13 protein-coding genes and 1 pseudogene are annotated in these 16768 nt (G+C 72.8%); all 14 read right to left on the bottom strand.

What is annotated here, in order from left to right:
- Nucleotides 1-135 precede the first annotated feature (135 nt).
- The 14 genes and pseudogenes from ACLQ2S_RS08795 to ACLQ2S_RS08730 all read right to left on the bottom strand — a co-directional run bounded on the left by ACLQ2S_RS08795 (nucleotide 136) and on the right by ACLQ2S_RS08730 (nucleotide 16745).
- Nucleotides 136-729, bottom strand: coding sequence for a response regulator transcription factor (locus tag ACLQ2S_RS08795; RefSeq protein ID WP_425701572.1), 594 nt, complete (start codon nucleotides 727-729; stop codon nucleotides 136-138).
- Nucleotides 730-2424: 1695 nt separating this feature from the next.
- A pseudogene (locus ACLQ2S_RS08790) lies at nucleotides 2425-2907 on the bottom strand (ATP-binding protein); the annotation flags it as partial.
- 72 nt (nucleotides 2908-2979) lie between these two features.
- Nucleotides 2980-3591, bottom strand: coding sequence for a TetR/AcrR family transcriptional regulator (locus ACLQ2S_RS08785; protein ID WP_155216511.1), 612 nt, complete (start codon nucleotides 3589-3591; stop codon nucleotides 2980-2982).
- A 150-nt stretch (nucleotides 3592-3741) separates the two neighbouring features.
- Nucleotides 3742-5022 (bottom strand): ABC transporter substrate-binding protein, encoded by a 1281-nt coding sequence (locus tag ACLQ2S_RS08780; RefSeq protein ID WP_155216513.1) that lies wholly within the window; start codon nucleotides 5020-5022, stop codon nucleotides 3742-3744.
- A 67-nt stretch (nucleotides 5023-5089) separates the two neighbouring features.
- A complete protein-coding gene (locus ACLQ2S_RS08775; protein WP_375335317.1) occupies nucleotides 5090-6196 on the bottom strand; it encodes a branched-chain amino acid ABC transporter permease in 1107 nt (368 codons plus the stop codon).
- A complete protein-coding gene (locus ACLQ2S_RS08770; RefSeq protein WP_309222998.1) occupies nucleotides 6193-7071 on the bottom strand; it encodes a branched-chain amino acid ABC transporter permease in 879 nt (292 codons plus the stop codon). The genes ACLQ2S_RS08775 and ACLQ2S_RS08770 overlap by 4 nt, the downstream gene beginning before the upstream one ends.
- Nucleotides 7072-7086: 15 nt before the next feature.
- The gene (locus ACLQ2S_RS08765) at nucleotides 7087-7806 is read right to left on the bottom strand and encodes an ABC transporter ATP-binding protein (RefSeq protein WP_155216515.1); all 720 of its coding nucleotides are present in this window, start codon (nucleotides 7804-7806) and stop codon (nucleotides 7087-7089) included.
- A complete protein-coding gene (locus ACLQ2S_RS08760; RefSeq protein WP_155216517.1) occupies nucleotides 7806-8588 on the bottom strand; it encodes an ABC transporter ATP-binding protein in 783 nt (260 codons plus the stop codon). Before ACLQ2S_RS08760 ends, ACLQ2S_RS08765 begins: the two co-directional genes overlap by 1 nt.
- Before the next feature lie 88 nt (nucleotides 8589-8676).
- A complete protein-coding gene (locus ACLQ2S_RS08755; protein WP_155216519.1) occupies nucleotides 8677-9789 on the bottom strand; it encodes an acyl-CoA dehydrogenase family protein in 1113 nt (370 codons plus the stop codon).
- Nucleotides 9786-10943, bottom strand: coding sequence for an acyl-CoA dehydrogenase family protein (locus tag ACLQ2S_RS08750; protein ID WP_309222999.1), 1158 nt, complete (start codon nucleotides 10941-10943; stop codon nucleotides 9786-9788). The genes ACLQ2S_RS08755 and ACLQ2S_RS08750 overlap by 4 nt, the downstream gene beginning before the upstream one ends.
- Before the next feature lie 117 nt (nucleotides 10944-11060).
- The gene (locus ACLQ2S_RS08745) at nucleotides 11061-11891 is read right to left on the bottom strand and encodes an alpha/beta hydrolase family protein (protein ID WP_155216932.1); all 831 of its coding nucleotides are present in this window, start codon (nucleotides 11889-11891) and stop codon (nucleotides 11061-11063) included.
- Nucleotides 11892-12163: 272 nt separating this feature from the next.
- On the bottom strand, nucleotides 12164-14272 hold the full coding sequence (locus ACLQ2S_RS08740) for a cellulose binding domain-containing protein (protein ID WP_425701482.1): 2109 nt from the start codon (nucleotides 14270-14272) through the stop codon (nucleotides 12164-12166).
- Nucleotides 14273-14520: 248 nt separating this feature from the next.
- The gene (locus tag ACLQ2S_RS08735) at nucleotides 14521-16149 is read right to left on the bottom strand and encodes an isovaleryl-CoA dehydrogenase (protein ID WP_309223000.1); all 1629 of its coding nucleotides are present in this window, start codon (nucleotides 16147-16149) and stop codon (nucleotides 14521-14523) included.
- A complete protein-coding gene (locus tag ACLQ2S_RS08730) occupies nucleotides 16146-16745 on the bottom strand; it encodes a TetR/AcrR family transcriptional regulator (RefSeq protein WP_309223001.1) in 600 nt (199 codons plus the stop codon). The genes ACLQ2S_RS08735 and ACLQ2S_RS08730 overlap by 4 nt, the downstream gene beginning before the upstream one ends.
- Nucleotides 16746-16768: the final 23 nt, after the last annotated feature.

The following is a 16768-nucleotide window of genomic DNA, read 5'->3' as shown; positions in this document are numbered from 1 at the left end:
GTGCCTTGGGACCTGCGGCCGGTGCATGTGAGTGAGATCACCCGGCCGTGTTGGCCATCGTCGGCCACCGTCCCGCAAATGTCAAGAAATTCTGACGCCCGTCAAGGATCGTTTAAATATCGGTTTCGAAGGTGGTCAGCCCAGCGCTCGGACCAGCTCAGTGCGGGAGCGGATGCCCAGCCGGTGGTAGATGTTGCGCAGGTGGTGGTCCACCGTCCGGGTGGACAGGAACATCTGGGTGGCGACCTCCCGGTTGGTGGCGCCGGAGGCGACCAGGCGGGCGATGCGCAGCTGTTGACCGGTGAGCAACCGCACGGCGTGCGGGTCCGGCGCGCCGACGGACTCCCCCGCCGCCCGCAGCTCCACGGTGGCCTGCCGCGCCCAGCTCTGCGCACCGAGCAGGGTGAAGTCCTGCCAGGCCCGGTGCAGATGACCGCGCGCCTCGCGGGGGCGGCGAGCGCGGCGGAGTTCCCGACCGAACAGCAACTCGGTACGCGCCCGTTCGAAGGTCGCCGCGTCGGAGGGGTGCAGGGACAGCGCCCTACGGAACTGCTGCTCGGCCTCGGCGCTACCGCGCGGGGCGAGCAGGGCGTGGCAGCGGGCCGACAGGGCCCGACGCAGCGGGCTGGCGGTACTGCCGGCCCAGTGGTCGAAGACGGCGAGCGCGGTGCGGGCCCGAGCCGGCCGACCGTCGTACGCGGCGGCCTCGACCAGGTGCGGTGTGGCCATCACCTGCACCAGGACCTGGCCGCGCCCGGTGCCGGAGCGGGCCAGCGCGGCCAGCCGGTCCGCCGCGTCGGCGTACCTGGCGTCGACCAGGTCCAGCAAGGCCAGAGCCCACTGGGCGAGGGCGTGCGACCGGCTGCCCGGTACGGCGGCGTCGCCCAGCTCGGCGACGTACGCGAGGCTGGCCTCGCGGTCGGCCCGGACCGCCGCGAGCACGGCGAGCAGGCCCAGGTGCACGCCGGCACTGGTGTGCTGGCCGGCGGCCCGCGCCACCCGTAACCCCTCGCGGCAGCTCCTCGTCGCGGCGTCGTGCTGGCCCAGCCAGTACTCGCTCATCGCGCGCAGTTCCAGCGCCCTGGGCAGCAGGGACACCTCGCCCCGGTCGGTCGCCAGGTCGATGGCGCGGTCGGCGAGCCGGTACGCCGCGGCGTCCACCGCCACCAGCAGACCGGCCACGGCCGCACCGGTCAGCGCGGTCGGGGTCAACGCGGCGTCGGGCAGCCGTCCCCCGAGCACCACCGCCCGGCGCAGCAGCGGGCCACCGTCGGCGTGCTCGCCGCGCAGCGTGGCGGCGACCCCGGCGACCAGGCTGGTCAGCAGGTCCACCCACGGCGGATCCCCGGCGCGGCGAAGCGCGGCCATCCGGCGGGCCACCTCCGCATAGCGGTACTGGTCGCCGGAGAAGCAGACGGCCTCACCCGCCCGCACCAGCGCGACCAGCGCCGACTCGCGGTCGACCTCGGCCAGCGCGGTCGCGGCGGCCAGCAGGGTGGGTAGGGCGGCCGACGCCGAGCCGCACCGCAGTCGCATCTCGCCGCGCAGCATGTCGGCGAGACCGCCGACGGCGGTGTCCGGCAGACCCGCGACGCGATGCAGCAACGCCTGGGCCCGGTCGGGCTCCCCCGCCTGCCAGGCGTAGCGGGCGGCGGCGACCTGCCGCCGGGCCGCGAGCCCCGGGTCGTCGCTGAGTTCGGCGGCCCGGGTCAACACCGTCGCGGCGGCCGACCGGTCCGCGTCGTCGCCCACCGCCTCCTCCAGCTCCGCCGCCAGCGCCGGGGCCGGTCCGTCGGTCGCCGCGGCCAGGTGCAGCGCCCGACGCAGCCGGGCCCCGGTGCCGTCCAGGGTGGCGGCGAGCAGCAGATGTGCGTCACGACGCGCGGCCGGGGAGGCGATGGCCTCGACCATCGTCCGGGCAAGCGGCCGGGGAAAGACAGCGCCACCCCGGGCGGTGAGCCGGATCAGGCCGGCGGCCTCGGCCGGGGCGAGCGCCGCGAGGCTGTCACCCCCCGCGCGCAGCGCCCGGCCCAGCGTCACCGGGTCCACGGCGTACCCCTGGGCCGTGGGCGTCGGGGCCGCGAGCGCGGCCAGCAGCAACGCGCGCCGCGTCTCGGCGGACAGCCGGGACAGCAGGACGCGGTACGCCCGGCCCAGGCCGCCGTCGGCGGGCGGTGCCGTGGGCAGGGGTTCCGCACCGTGCCACTGGTCGGGCGTCAGCGAGTCCGCGAGATCGACGAGCGCCTGCGGGTTGCCGGCGGCCAGGGCGCTCAGCGTCGCCAGCACCGGTGCGGGCGGCGGCGGCCCCGGGCGGCACTCGGTCAGCAGGGCCTGACCGTCCGAGGCGTCCAGCGGCAGCAGCCGGCGGCTGGGGATCGCGTCCGCGCCGCTGTCACTGCCGGCGGTGAGCAGCAAGACGACGGGCAGGTGCGACAGCCGCCGGGCCACGAAGGTCAGCAACCGCGCGGTCGGGGCGTCTCCCGCGTCGAGGTCGTCCATGGTGCACAGCAGCGGGCCGTCGTGCGCGGCCTCGGCGAGCAGCCCGAGAACGGCATGGGAGAGCAGCAACTGGTCCTGGTCCGGGCAGCCCTCGCCGGCCACGGCACGACGGAGCACCTGCCGTTGTCGGTCGGACAGCGCACCGGTGCGGTCGAGCACGGGGGCGAGCAGCCGCTGCACTCCCGCGTAGGGCAGCATCGCCTCGTCGGGCAGACCGGCGGCGGCGAGCAGCCGGCGACCCCCCGCGTGCCGGTGGGCGTACGCCAGCAGCGCACTGCGCCCGGAGCCGGGCTCACCGTGCAGCAGCAGCGCCTTCCCGGCCGGTGCGGCGAGCAAGGTTCGGATCTCCCGGCACTCCGCCTGCCGGCCCCGCAGCACAGCTTTTTGCACCGTCGATGCATGAACCATACATCGAGTCTCGCCTATCATCCGGCGCTTGGAAAGGGGTGAATATCGGGTGACCGGCGCCGACGGCGCGGGTCAGCGGTCGGTCGCCTCGGCCAGCAACGCGCCGACGGTGCGGGTCATCACCGCCCGCGCGGCGTCGACACCCAACCCGAGGCTGTCCCGCAGGGTCGACCACGCCGGCCAGGTGCTCGCCGCCACGATCGCGTGGACCACCTGCTCCCGCGCCGTCCCGGCGCGGTCCAACTCCTCGGCGAACAACTGCTCGATCTCGTCGCGTACCCGGGCGATGTGCTTGAGCCGGTTGCGGCGCAGCTGCGCGGAGACCGGTTCGCGCATCTGCGCGGCCCGCGCCGACGGCGCGATCAGTTGCAGCAGCTTCGCCCGCTGTCGGCAGAACGCGTCGACCCGTTTGGCCAGCGGCAACGCGGTCGAGATGGGCCGCCACGCGGCGTCCTGCTGGCGCAGCAGCTCCGCGCCGCTGGCCTCGAAGAGCGTCTCCATGTCCTTGAAGTTCGTCCAGAGCGTACGCAGGGAGATGCCGGCCCGCTCGGCGATGCGCTCACCGGTCGGACGTAGGTCGCCCTCGGAGATGAGCGCGAGATGCGCCTCGACGATCGCCGCCCGGGTGCGCTCGGCCCGGGCAGTTCGCCCATCGACCCGACCGGCCGCCTCCGCACTGACCATCCCGGCTGTCCCCTCACCCTGGGTTGCGTTCCGTGCGAGCCCGAGTCTAGGCCGCGTCCGCCGACGGGACGGACACGGACGTCGGCCCGCGCTCGCCTGGCGCGCACCGCCCGGGGTCCGGGGCCGGTCGGTGCGCGCCAGGCGGGCGGATCAGGCGGTCGGCACGCCGTTGGCCGGCGGCGTCACCGGCGGCACGGTGTACTCGTTGACCGGACCGTCGGCCTCGTCGGTCTCGTACGTCGGGCCGAAGAAGCGCTGCTCGCCCTTCTCGACCCGGCTCAGCCGGCCACCGCCGTAGCCGGAGTGGTCGGTGTCGGAGAACCGCAGGGGCGCCACGCCCGGCCCCTGGTAGCCGCCCTTGCGGACGGCCTCGATCAGCGACTCGCGGGTGAGGTCCTTGCCGGCGGCCTGCAACACCTGCACGAACAGGTACCCCACCGCCATGCCGTAGACGGTGTTGCCGTCGAACTCCGCGCCGCCGTTGTGCTCCGCGTTCACCTTGGTGAACAGCTTGATCCACGGATCGTCGGCGTCGTTCTGCATCGGCAGGTAGTTCAGGCCGACCATGCCCTCCAGCAGCCCGGCGGCGTCGCCGAGTTGCCGAGCCAGCGTCGGGTGGTCGGCACCCACGTTCGACACCACCCACTGCGGGCGGTAGTCGAGCCGGGCGGCGGTGCCGACGGACAGCGCGGTGAAGCCCGGCACGGTGGCCAGGATGACGACCTCGCAACCGGCCGCCTTGAACGCACCGATCTGCGGCGCGACGTTGGTGTTGCTGGTGACGTAGGTCTGGCGGTCGACCACGCCGTCGGCGCCGAGCACCTTCTCCACGCCGGCCAGCGCGTCCCGGCCGAAGTCGTCGTCCTGCCCGAGGAAGCAGACCTTGCGACCGGGCATGGTGGTCTTCACGTGGTTCGCCAGGATCTTGCCCTCGACGGTGTAGTCGGGGTTGAAGCCGAAGGTGTTCGGGTAGCGATCGGGCTGGTCCCAGTTCCGGCTGCCGGAGGCGACGAAGAGGTCGGGCACCCGGTTGGTGTGCAGGAAGTCCAGCACGCCGGTGTGGGTCGGGGTGCCGAGCCCGTTGAGGATGGCGAAGACCTTGTCCTGCAACACGAGTTGCCGGACCACCTGCTGCGTGGTGGCGGGGTTGTAGCCGTCGTCCATCACCTTGTAGGTGATCTTGCGGCCGTGCACCCCGCCGTTGGCGTTGACGTAGTCGAAGTACGCCTTCGTCGCCGGGGAGATCTTCGAGTAACCGGCGGACGCCGGACCGGTCAGCGGCATGTGCGTGCCGACGGTGATCTCCGTGTCGGTGACGCCGGGCACCGGCTCCCCCGATCCGGGACCGTCGTCGGAACCACAGGCGGTGGAGCTGAGCAAAAGGGTGAGGGTGGTGGCGATCACGAGACCGCGCCGTGTCGTGCTGCGCATGGGACACCGACCTTTCATCGGTCCGGTAGCGGTAGATGGTTGGTTGGGGGGTGAGGAGGTGGAGCGGTTACGACCGCCCGACCGGCCAGCGCGCGCGCAGCGCCCTGGCCAGCCGGGACAGAAGCCCTTGCACGCCGCCGGGCGCGGCGATCATGACCACGATCAGCGTGCTGCCGAAGATCGCCAGTGGCAGGTTGCCCTCCAGCCGCTGCGCCGCCGCCGGTGAGAGGGTGAACAGGTTGGTCAGCGAGTGCGTCAGGTCGGGCAGGACGACCAGCAGGAAGGCACCCCAGACCGCCCCGGCGAGGCGACCGAGACCGCCGATGACCACTGCCATCAGGAGGAACAGCGACAACGTCAGGCCGAAGGCGCCGGGTGACACGCTCTGCGCGAGCACCGCCAGCAGGGCACCGCCGAGGCCGGCGCTGGCCGCGCTCACCACGAACGCGATGACCTGGGTACGCGCCACGTGGATCCCGGCCAGGCGGGCGGCGACCTCGTCGTCGCGTACCGCCCGGAAGGAGCGGCCGTACCGGCTGCGGACCAGGTTCGCCAGCAGCACCAGGCAGAGCAGGGTCGCCGCGGCGGCGATCCAGAGCTGCCACCGCTCGTGCGGGAAGTAGACGCCCAGACGTTCCGGCGCGGGCGCCATCGGCACCCCCAGACCCTGCTCGCCGTTGAAGACGCCGTCGAAGGTGACGGTCAACGCCGGCACCACCACCGCCACGGCCAGGGTGAGACCGGCCAGGTAGGGCCCGCGTAGGCGGGCGGCGGCGACCCCGACGACCGCGCCGACGACCACCGTCGCCAGCACCGCCACCATCAGCGACACGATCAGCCACCCACCGGCGGTCAGCCCCCGGTCGGCGAACGCGTTCTGGGTGAGCGCCAGGGCGTACGCGCCGGTGGCCATCAACGCGCCGTGCCCCAACGAGAGCTGCCCGCAGAGCCCGGTCAGCACGGTCAGCCCGGCGGTGGCGCAGAGGTAGGCGGCCACGGTTGCCAGTTGGAAGTTGCGGAACGAGTCGAGTTGGTAGCTGGCGGCCAACACCAGCAACGCGACGCCCGCCGCGACGACGAGGTGGCGAAGCAGGGTCGGCACCGTCCAGCCGGGACGGGTGGACTCGACGGCGGCGGCTCGGGCGGGCGGCGCCGACGCCCGGGTGGCGCTCACACCCGCCTCGCGGTGACCGCGGCGAACAACCCGCCGGGGCGCAACAGCAGCACCGTCAGCAGCAACGCGAGCACCGCCAGCGGGATGAGGTCGCCGCCGGCGTACCCGCTGACGTAGGAGAGCAACAGACCCACCCCCAGGCCACCGACGACCGCGCCCGGCGGGCTGTCCAGCCCGCCGATCACCGCGGCGGTGAACGCGGTGACGAAGACCAGGTCCATCGCGTGCGGGTGCACGCCCAGCTCGGTGGGGATGACCAGCATCCCGGCCAGGGCACCGACGCCCGAGGCCAGCGCCCAGCCGAGGGTGAGCATGCCGCCCACGTTCACCCCGAGCAGCCGGGACACCTCGGGGGCGAACGCCGCCGCCCGCATCCGGAGCCCGATCGCGGTCCGGGTGAAGATCCAGACGAGTGCCGCCACGACCACCCCGACGGTGGCGAAGACGAACAGGTCGTACGGGGACAGCACGGCGGTGCCGCCCACCGTCATCGCGGTCCGACTGAACGGGGCCTGCGCCGGCAGGTACTCGTTGCCGTACACCATGCCGAGCACCGCCTGGATCAGCAGGACCAGACCGAGTGCGACGATCACCGGGTTGAGCGGTGACCGGTGGTCCACCAGCCGCATCACCGCGAGGTCGACGACCGCCCCGAGCAGCAGCCCGGCGAGCAGCGCCGCGCCGAAACCGAGCCAGTACGAGCCGGTCGCGGCGGTGACGCTGTACGCGACGTACGCGGCGGCGACCGCCATCGCGCCCTGGGCGAAGTTGACGATCCGACCGGCCCGCCAGATGAGCACCAGGGCCAGCGCGAACGCGGCGTAGACCGCGCCCCTCGACAGGCCGTCGAGGGTGAGGAAGAGGAAGCGGTCCACGGTCCTCCTTGAGTTTCAGAATCCGAGGTACGCGTGGCGCAGGTCGGCGTCGTCGCGCAGCCGGGCGGCCGGGGCCGCCAGGACGACCCGGCCGAGCGACATCACGATGCCCTGGTCGGCCACGGCCAGGGCGCTGCGCACGTTCTGCTCCACCAGCAGCACGGTCAGCCCGGTGTCGTCGCGCAGTCGGCGCAGCAGCGCCATGGTCTGGGCCACCACGCGGGGGGCCAGACCGAGCGACGGTTCGTCCAGCAGCAGCAGGCGGGGTCGGCCGACCAGGGCCCGACCGAGGGCCAGCATCTGCCGTTCGCCACCGGAGAGCTGGTGGCCGAGGTGTCGCCGCCGGGTGGCCAGCGGCGCGAACAGCTCGTAGATCTCGTCGAGGGCACGCGCGGCGTCGGCGCGGTCCCGCCGCCAGAGCGCGCCGAGGCGCAGGTTCTCCTCCACGGTGAGTTCGCCGATCACGCCACGGCCCTCCGGCACGTGCGCCACCCCGCGCCGGACGAGTTGCTCGACCGGGGTGCCGCGCAGGTCACGGCCGTCGAGGAGGATCCGGCCCGAGGTAGGGCGCAGCATCCCCGAGAGGGTGCGCAGCAGGGTGGTCTTCCCGGCGCCGTTGGCGCCGATGACGGCGGCGATGGTGCCGGTGGGCACCCGCAGGTCGACGTCGTGCAGCACCGGCACCGGCCCGTAGCCGGCGGCCAGGGTCTCGACGGTGAGCAGGTCGCCGCTCATCAGGCGGCCTCGTCGACGGTCGCACCGAGGTAGGCGTCCACCACGGCCGGGTTCTCGCGGACCGCCTCCGGCGGCCCGGCGGCGACGACCCGCCCGAAGTCGAGCACCACGATCCGGTCGCAGACCGCCATGACCAGGTCCATGTGGTGCTCCACCAGCAACACGGCGCAGGGGTCGGTGGCCCGGTGCGGCAACCCTCGGATCAGCTCCGCGAGGGTGTCCACGTCGTCCGCGCCGAGGCCACCGGCCGGTTCGTCGAGCAACAGCAGACGGGGGCGGGCGGCCAGTGCGCGGGCGAGCCCGACCCGCTGGCGTACCGCGAAGGGCAGGGTGTCGGGCGCGGCGTCGGCGTACCCCCCGATGCCCAGCTCGTCCAGGACGGCGCGGGCGTGCTCGCGCAGCCGACGCTCGTCGCGGTCGCTGCGCGGCAGCCCGAGCAGCGCCGGCAACAGGCCGGCGCGGGCGGTGTGGCTGGCCCCGGCCATCACGTTCTCCAGGACGGTGAGCCCGGCGAACAGGCCGGTGCCCTGCAACGTCCGGGCGATGCCCAGCCGGGTGAGGCGGTGCGGTCGTGGTCGCAACGGGCGGCCGTCGAGGGTCAGCGTCCCGGTGTGCGCGGTGACGAAGCCGCACACGACGTTGAACAGCGTGGTCTTGCCGGCCCCGTTGGGGCCGATCACCCCGACCACCTCGCCCGGATTGACCTCCAGGGAGACGTCGTCGAGGGCGGTGAGGCCGCCGAAGCGCACGCCGACCTGGTGCAGTGCGAGACCGTCGGCCATCAACCCGCCTCTCACCTCGCGGTCAACTTATTACACTCGGAGTGTACATTTCGCGAGTGTTTCGTCAACACCTTCGATAGGGCGGTCATCACCGGACGGCCGCGCCTTGCGCAACCGGCGGCGCGGGCAGGTCGACCAGCCGGGCGAGGGCCGCCCGGTGCCGATCCGCGGTGCCGAAGGCGATCGCGGTGCTCTTGGCCCGCTTGAGGTAGAGATGGGCCGGGTGTTCCCAGGTGAAGCCCAGTCCGCCGTGCAACTGGACGCAGGTCTCCGCCGCCCTGACCGCCACCGGGCCGCAGTACGCCTGCGCCAGCGCGGCAGCCAGCGCCGCCTCGTCACCGGCGTCGAGCCGGTCGGCGGCGTACCGGGCCACCGCCCGCGCCTCGGTCAGCTCCACCCAGAGGTCGGCCAACCGGTGCTTGACCGCCTGGAAGGAGCCGACCGGACGGCCGAACTGATGCCGCTGCCGCACGTACTCGACCGTCGTGTCCAGACACCACTGCGCCACCCCGACCTGCTCGGAGGCGAGCAGTGCCGCGCCTGCGGTCAGCGCCTCCGTCACCGCCGCCTCGGCCGCCGCACCCACCGCGACCGGACGGGCCGGCGCCGCGGTGAACTCGATGTCGACGAGCGGCCGGGTGACGTCCAGCGACACCACCGGTTCGTACCGGACCGCCGGCTCGACGGCGTCGACCGCGTACAGCCCGTCGCCGGCCGGGACCAGCAGCAGACCGCGCGGCGCGGCGTCGGCCACAGCGGTCACCCGACCGGACAGCGTCGGCCCGGGACCCACCGTCACCGGCGGCGGGTCGGCGTCGGGCGCGGTGGCCAGACCGACCGCCAAGGCCACCTCGCGTTCGGCGGCGGCGACCTGGCACAGCAGGGTGGTCTCGCCGCAGGCGAGCAGCGCCCGGGTGGCCACGACCGCGCCCAGGAAGGGCACCGGCGCGACAGATCGGCCCAGTTCCTCCAGCACCACCGCGACCTCGCGGAAGCCGGCCCCCACGCCGCCGTGCTCCACCGGCACGGCCAGGCTGGTCACCCCGATCTGGTCGACCAGCCGGCGCCACAGCGTCTCGTCGCGCGGGTCACCGTCGTCGACGGCGGTGAGCACCCGCTGCCACGGCGCGTGCGCGGCCAGCAGCGCCCGGACGCTGTCGCGCAGCGCCTCCTCGTCGGCGTCGTAGAGCAGGTCGGTCATCGGTCCACCCGGGGTTCGGCGGGCAGTCCCAGCACCCGCTCGGCGATGATGTTGCGCAGGATCTCCGACGTGCCGCCCTCGATGGAGTTGCCTCGGGCACGCAGGTAGCGGTAGGTGGCGGTGCGGCCGAGCAGGTCGGGTTCGGCCGGGCGGCGCATCGTCCAGTCGTCGTGCCGCAGCGCCTCCGCGCCGCGCAGTTCCACCTCCAGGCCACTGATCCGCTGGCTGAGCTCGGCGAAGGACAGCTTCACCGCGGACCCCTCGGGACCGGGTTGACCGGCGGCGACCAGCTGACGCAGGCGCAGCGCGGCCAACCGGGCGGCCTCGGCGCGTACCCACGCGCGCAGCACCTCCTCGTGCAGCCCACCGGTACGCAGGTCGGGTCGTTCGCGCCACAGCCGCGCCAGCACACCCACCATCCCGCCCTCCCGGGGCAACGGCCGACCACCGATGGCGACGCGTTCGTTCATCAGCGTGGTGCGGGCGATCTGCCAACCGTGCCCGACCTCGCCGATCCGGTGGGCGTCGGGTATCCGGACCCCGGTCAGGAAGACCTCGTTGAACTCGGCCTCACCGGTGACCTGCCGCAGTGGGCGTACCCGCACCCCCGGCGCGCTCATGTCGCAGACGAAGTAGGTGAGGCCGTGGTGCTTCGGGGCCGCCGGGTCGGTGCGGGCCAACAGGATCGCCCAGCGCGCCCGGTGGGCCAGGGAGGTCCACACCTTCTGGCCGTCGACCACCCAGTCGTCACCGTCGCGCACCGCACGGGTGCGCAGGCTCGCCAGGTCCGATCCGGCCTCGGGCTCACTGAACAGCTGGCACCACACCTCCTCGCCGGTCCACAACGGTCGCAGCCAGCGCCGGCACTGGGCGTCGGTGGCGTGGCGCACCAGGGTGGGCGCGGCCATCCCGAGACCGATGCTGTTGCGCCGGGGCTGATTGTCCGGTGCCCCGGCCTCGGCGAAGGCCGCGTCGACCACCGTCTGGAGGTGCGCGGGCGCGCCCAGGCCACCGCGACCGGGTGGGTGATGCACCCAGGCCAGCCCGGCGTCGAAGCGGGCGCGCAGGAAACCGGTGCGGTCACCGCCCGGATCGTGCCTACGCAGGAACGCGGCGACCAGCTCGCGTAGCCCGTCGGCCGTGTGGTCGGACACTCACCACCTCCAGGATTATTGCACTGCCAATGCAATATACGGCCGCCGGTCCTCGGGACGGAAGACCGGCGGCCGGACGACCCGGGGCGGACGCGTCACGTCCGCCCCCGGTCGGCCTCAGTGCGGGCAGGTGTTCCGGTACTCCTCGATCGCCGAGCCGCTCGGGCCGGGGCAGAGGAACTGGTCGTAGCGGGTGTCGTCGTCGACGAACCGCTTCAGCCAGGCCACCATCTGCTTGGCGGTGGGAGTGTTGACCGTGTTCGGGAAGAAGTGACCCGCGTTGTTGAGTTCCAGGTACGCCTTCTCGGTAGCGGCCGGGATGCTGTTGTAGAACGGCTCGGAGTGCGAGGAGACCGAGGCGACGGAGTCGGACTCACCACCGATGATCAGCGTCGGCACCCGCAGGTTCGACCAGTTCTTGGTCAGGTTCCACGGTGCCAGCGGCACGGCGGCCTGCAACGACGGCCGGCTCGCCGCAGCCTCCAGGCTGCCGCCGCCACCCATCGAGTGGCCAGCCACCGCGAGCCGACTCGCGTCGACCCGGTTGCGCACCGAACTGCGCTCGGTCAGGTAGTCCAGCGCGGCCAACAGCTGCCGACCCCGGCTGCTCGGCTGGTCCAGCCGGGTGATGGTGTCGATGCCGATGACCACGAAGCCGTGCGAGGCGATCCGTGGCCCCAGCCAGTCCAGGCTCGACCAGGAGGCGGTGTAGCCGGGCGAGATGGCCACCGCGCCGAAGGTGCCCGCCGTGGTGGTGGTCGGGTAGTAGATGACGCCGCCGCCGAACCCGAGGACCAGCGAGGAGACGCTCGTCGACGAGGTCGCGAAGGGGCCACGACTGGCCTCCAGGATCGCGTGGGTCGGGTCCGGCCCCCGCTCGTACGGGTTGGCGGCCTGGGCGGGGGACGAGGTGGCGACGACGCCACCGGCGGCCAGGACGGCGGCCATCGCCAGCCGGGCCAGGAGAGTGACGGTACGGGGACGGGTGGTGGTGGTTGATCGCACGTCGGATACTCCCTTGGGTTGGAGCGGTATCGACTGTGATCAGTGTTTGGGGCGACCTGCCGGTGCCGCATCGGCAAAATCACCAGTCCCCACCCGACCTGGGAGGTGAAAGGAAGGGCACCCTATTAACGCCTCCGGTAGAGGAAGGGCCCCTTCCTAACAGTCGCGCGCACGAACGCTGTTGAAGCACGAAGCCTCACGACGGCACGGATGAATCAGAGAGCCGTGCAGAGCGTGCCGTTGAGCCGGAACGCCGTCGGCGTGACGTTCGGCCCGCTGTACTCCCCGACGAAGCCGACGCTCACCGTGCCTCCGGCGGCGATCTGGCGGCTGTCGTCGTTGTGGGTCACCCGGACGGTGGTGTCGATCTGTTCCCAGTTGGCGTTCCAGCCGCTGCCCACCTGCTGCCAGGTGGTCGGCCAGGTCCAGGTCAGCGTCCACCCGTTGATCGGCCGCGCGGTGTTGTTGACGATGTCCACGTTCGCCACGTACCCGTTGCCCCAGTCCGTGGTGTTGGTGAAGCGGACCCCGCACGCGCTGCTTGCCGGGCTGCCGGTGGTGAAGGTCAGCGGCGGCGACGCCCAGGAGACCCGGCCTGCGGTGTCCCGGGTCAGCACGTTGACGGTGTATCTGCGGCCGGGCACCAGGTTGCCGACGGTGAACGAGGTGCCCGGGGTCTCGCCGAGCTGCTCACTGACCGCGCCGTACTGCCGGTGCACCTCGTACTTGGCGATCGGGCTCGCGCCCCGGGTCGCCGCCGCCCAGGCGATGGTGGCGGTCCGGTCGGTGACGTCGGTGACCGTGGGCTGTCCCGGGGCACCGGGCTGTCCGGTGGTGGCACCGGCCGGAGCCACCACGATCGTGGTCAGCGAGTACGGCGGCAGGGTCCGACTGGTCGCGCTGCCGGAGCGGCTGGTGGCGATGGCGGTGGCGCCGTTGGTGTGCGTGTGGACCGTCGGCTCCCCACTCGACGGGGCGAAGCCGGCGTAGTCGATGTCGACCTCCCGGGCGTTGTCCGGGTCCTTGTTCACCAGCAGCACCGCGACCTCGCCGGTGGCCCGGCGGACCGCGTGCGCGGCGACCAGCGGATCGTCGCTGGCCGCCCGGATGAACTGGTCACCGGTACGCGCGAAACGGCTCATCATGGACAGCCCGTGGTAGGGGGCGAAGGGGGTGTTCAGCGGCGGCTCGCAGACCGATCCGTCCGAGGTGCAGGTGCCGCTGGAGAGCATGCCGAAGTCGCCGTAGTCGGTCTGCCCGGCCACCGTCGACACCCGGCCGATGCCGTTGCGTACGTTCCACCAGTGGACGGTGAACACCCCGTCGGCCAGCAGTCCGCTGTAGGCGTCGGCCAGGAACAACGCGGCCGGCTGGCTGGTCATGCCCTCCGAGGTGACGTTCACCTCGGTCAGACTGATGCCGATACGCCCGGCGTTCGGGCCCGCGTACCGGGTGATCTGCTCGCGCAGCAGGTGGACCGCGTCGGTGATGTGGCTGGTACGCGGCAGCGACTCGGCGGCGCTGCCGCCCGGGTACCAGTGCACGTCCACGAAGTCGATCTTCTGACCGGCGATGGACAACACGGTCTGGTTCCACGGGCCCGGGTCCTCACCGGCGGTCAGCCCGTCGGGCCAGTTCGCCGGCATGGTGAGCACCGCGCCGACCTTGATGCTCGGGTCGACGGCCTTCATCGCGTCGGCGTACTCGACCACCAGGTTCGCGTAGTAGGTGGCGCTCTTGTCGGGGTGGTGGTCGGCCTCCCACGACGCGCCGTAGTGGCCGTTGCCGTAGTTCTCGTTGCCGACCGTCCAGTACCGGGCGTCGTAGCCCTTGGTCACGTTGGCGTACCGGACCCACTCGGCCGCCTCCTCGGCGGTGCCGGTGCCGTAGTTCGCGATGATCATCGGTTGGGCGCCGGCCCGGCGTACCCCGGCCATGAAGGTGTCGAAGTCGGTGCCGGGGGCGACGTAGCCACCGGGGGCGGTGTGGTCCCGCCAGTGGTAGATGTCGGCGTAGGAGCCGCCGGGATAACGCATCATCTGCACCCCGGCCGCACGCAGCAGGTCCGACGTCTCGGTGGTCCCCAGCTGCGAGTCCCAGATGGCGTGGTTGACGCCGAGCGCGGTGTCGGGCACGGTCGCCAACCCGGCCCGGGTGTTGACGGTGACCGTCGCGGGCGTGGTCGCCGCGTCGGCGATCGGTTGGTCGACCACCACCGCGGCGGTGCCGAGCAGCAGACCGACCGCGACGACGGCGAACCCGCGTCGGGTGGAGCGTCGAGGTGGGGTGAGCGGTCGAACGCCGTGCCGGTTCGAGGACGTCATGGGCTTCCTTGTCGATCACGCGGAGATCCATCGGTCCCGAGCCCGGCAGGCCGGGCTCGGGACCGATGGATACGGAGACGAATCCGTCTTCGGCCGTCGTCCCCCGGGACCCGGTCCCGGTTGCCCATCGGGCGACGGTCGCTCACACGCGCGACAACGCATCGGCGTCCAAGAATCCCACAGCATCGGGTCCGGCTCAATGCCCGATTCGGTACATCATGTGGTGATCATCGGCAACTGCCGGGCGGTCAGCCCATCTTCGGGGTGGCCCGGTCGATGATCGCGGCGAAGTCGACACCGGCCGGCAACGTGCCGTAGGCGTGCCCCCGATCGCCGCCGAGCCGGGAGGCGCAGAAGGCGTCGGCGACCGCCGGGTGACCGTGGCGCACCAACAGCGCCCCCTGCAAGACCAGCGCCAACTGCTCGACCAGCCGACGGGCGCGTACCTCCAGATCGGTCGGATCGGCCAGGGCGGACCGCACCTGGCGGACGGCGGCGTCGAGCCGGGCGTCGGCGCCCGCAGCGGCGTCCACCTCGGACTGGAACGCCGCCATCACCTCCGGCTGACCGCCCAGCGCGCGCAGCACGTCCAGCGCGGCGACGTTGCCGGAGCCCTCCCAGATCGAGTTGAGCGGCGACTCGCGGAACAGGCGGGGCATCCCGGACTCCTCCACGTAGCCGTTGCCGCCCAGGCATTCCAGGGCCTCGGCGGCATGACCGGGCCACCGCTTGCAGACCCAGTACTTGCCCACGGCGAGCGCGATCCGTTTGAACGCCGCCTCGGACTGGTCACCGTGCGCGGCCCGATCGGTCGCCCCGGCCAGCCGCATCATCAGCACGGTGGCGGCCTCGGACTCCACCGCGAGATCCGCCAGGACGTTGCGCATCAACGGCTGGTCCACCAGGTAGCGGCCGAAGGCCCGCCGGTGGGCCGCGTGGTGCGCGGCGGTGACCACCCCGTGCCGCATGCCGGAGGCCGCGCCGATCACGCAGTCCAGGCGGGTCAGGTTCACCATGTCGATGATGGTGCGTACGCCCCGACCCTCGTCACCGACCCGCCAGGCCACCGCCTCGTCGTACTCCACCTCGCCGGAGGCGTTGGAGCGGTTGCCGAGCTTGTCCTTGAGGCGCATCAACCGCATCGGGTTGCGGGTGCCGTCGGGCAGCACGCGCGGGACCAGGAAGCAGGTGAGCCCACCCGGCGCCTGGGCCAGGGTGAGGAAGACGTCGCACATCGGCGCGGAGGTGAACCACTTGTGCCCGACCAGCCGGTAGCTGCCGTCCGGTGCCGAGCGCGCCGTGGTGGTGTTCGGCCGCACATCCGAGCCGCCCTGCTTCTCCGTCATCGACATGCCCGCCAGCAGGCCCTGCTTGGACAGCGGCACCCGCAGCCCGAAGTCGTAGGTGCGGGCGGTGAGCAGCGGCTCGTAACGCGCGGCCAGGTCGGGGGCGTGCCGCAGCGCGGGCACCGCCGCGTACGTCATCGAGATCGGGCAGCCGTGCCCGGCGTCAGGACGCCAGACGTAGAACTTCGCGGCCCGCGCCACATGGGCTCCGGGGCGCTCGTCGCCCCAGGGCGCGGCGTGCAGGCCGTGGGTCACGGCGGTACGCATCAGCTCGTGCCAGGAGGGGTGGAACTCGACCTCGTCGATCCGGTGGCCGTAGCGGTCGTGGGTACGCAGCACCGGTGGATGCTCGTTGGCCAACCGACCGTGCTCGGCCGCCTCTTCGGTGCCGGCCAGTCGGCCGAGTTCGTGCAGCTCGGCCGTGGCCCAGCCGGCGCCCTCCCGCTCCAGCGCGTCGAGCAGGGCGGGCTCGTCCGCGGTGTCATGGCCGACCAGCGGCGGAACCTGGTTGAACACCTCGTGCGTGCTCACGACGGAACTCCCAACGCGCGGTGGATGAAGGTGATCAGACCGTCGACGGTGTCCGGGCCCGCGACACCGGCGGCCAGCGGGCCCACCATCGCCTCGGCCAGGGCACCGACCACGGCGGTGGAGGTCAGCTCGGGATTCTGCGGGGGCAACTCGCCACCGGCCACACCATCGGCGATGTAGCCGGCCAGCAGCGTCGCGTGGGCGCGCCGGAAGACCAGCCGTTGGGCCTCCACCGCCGGGTCGACCGGCTCGGCGAGCAGGGCGTACGCCAGTCGTGGGGCGCGCAGGGCCCGACCGGCGAAGGTCTCGATGACCGCCCGGACCCGGGCGGCGGCCGTGTCCTCGGCGGCGGCGGCCCGGGTGACGGCGTCGACCTCGCGTCGGCTGGCGGTGCGGAACACCTCGGCGAAGAGGTCCGCCTTTGTCGGAAAGTGCCGGTAGACGCTTCCGGTGGCCACCTCGGCCCGCGCGGCGACGGCCGCCACCGAGCACCCGGCGTAGCCGTGCTCGGCCAGGATGCCCAGGGCCGCGTCGATGATCCGCTCCCGCGAGGCGGTCAGCCGTGCCCTCACCCGCTCGGTGCTCCGGTACGCCACGCAAGAATTGAATCATCATTCAT

It is taken from the genome of Micromonospora sp. DT48 (genome assembly GCF_049844495.1).
Classification (GTDB): Bacteria; Actinomycetota; Actinomycetes; order Mycobacteriales; family Micromonosporaceae; genus Micromonospora.
The sequence above is the reverse complement of the archived record's forward strand: the minus strand, read 5'-3'. Positions and strand labels throughout refer to the sequence as shown.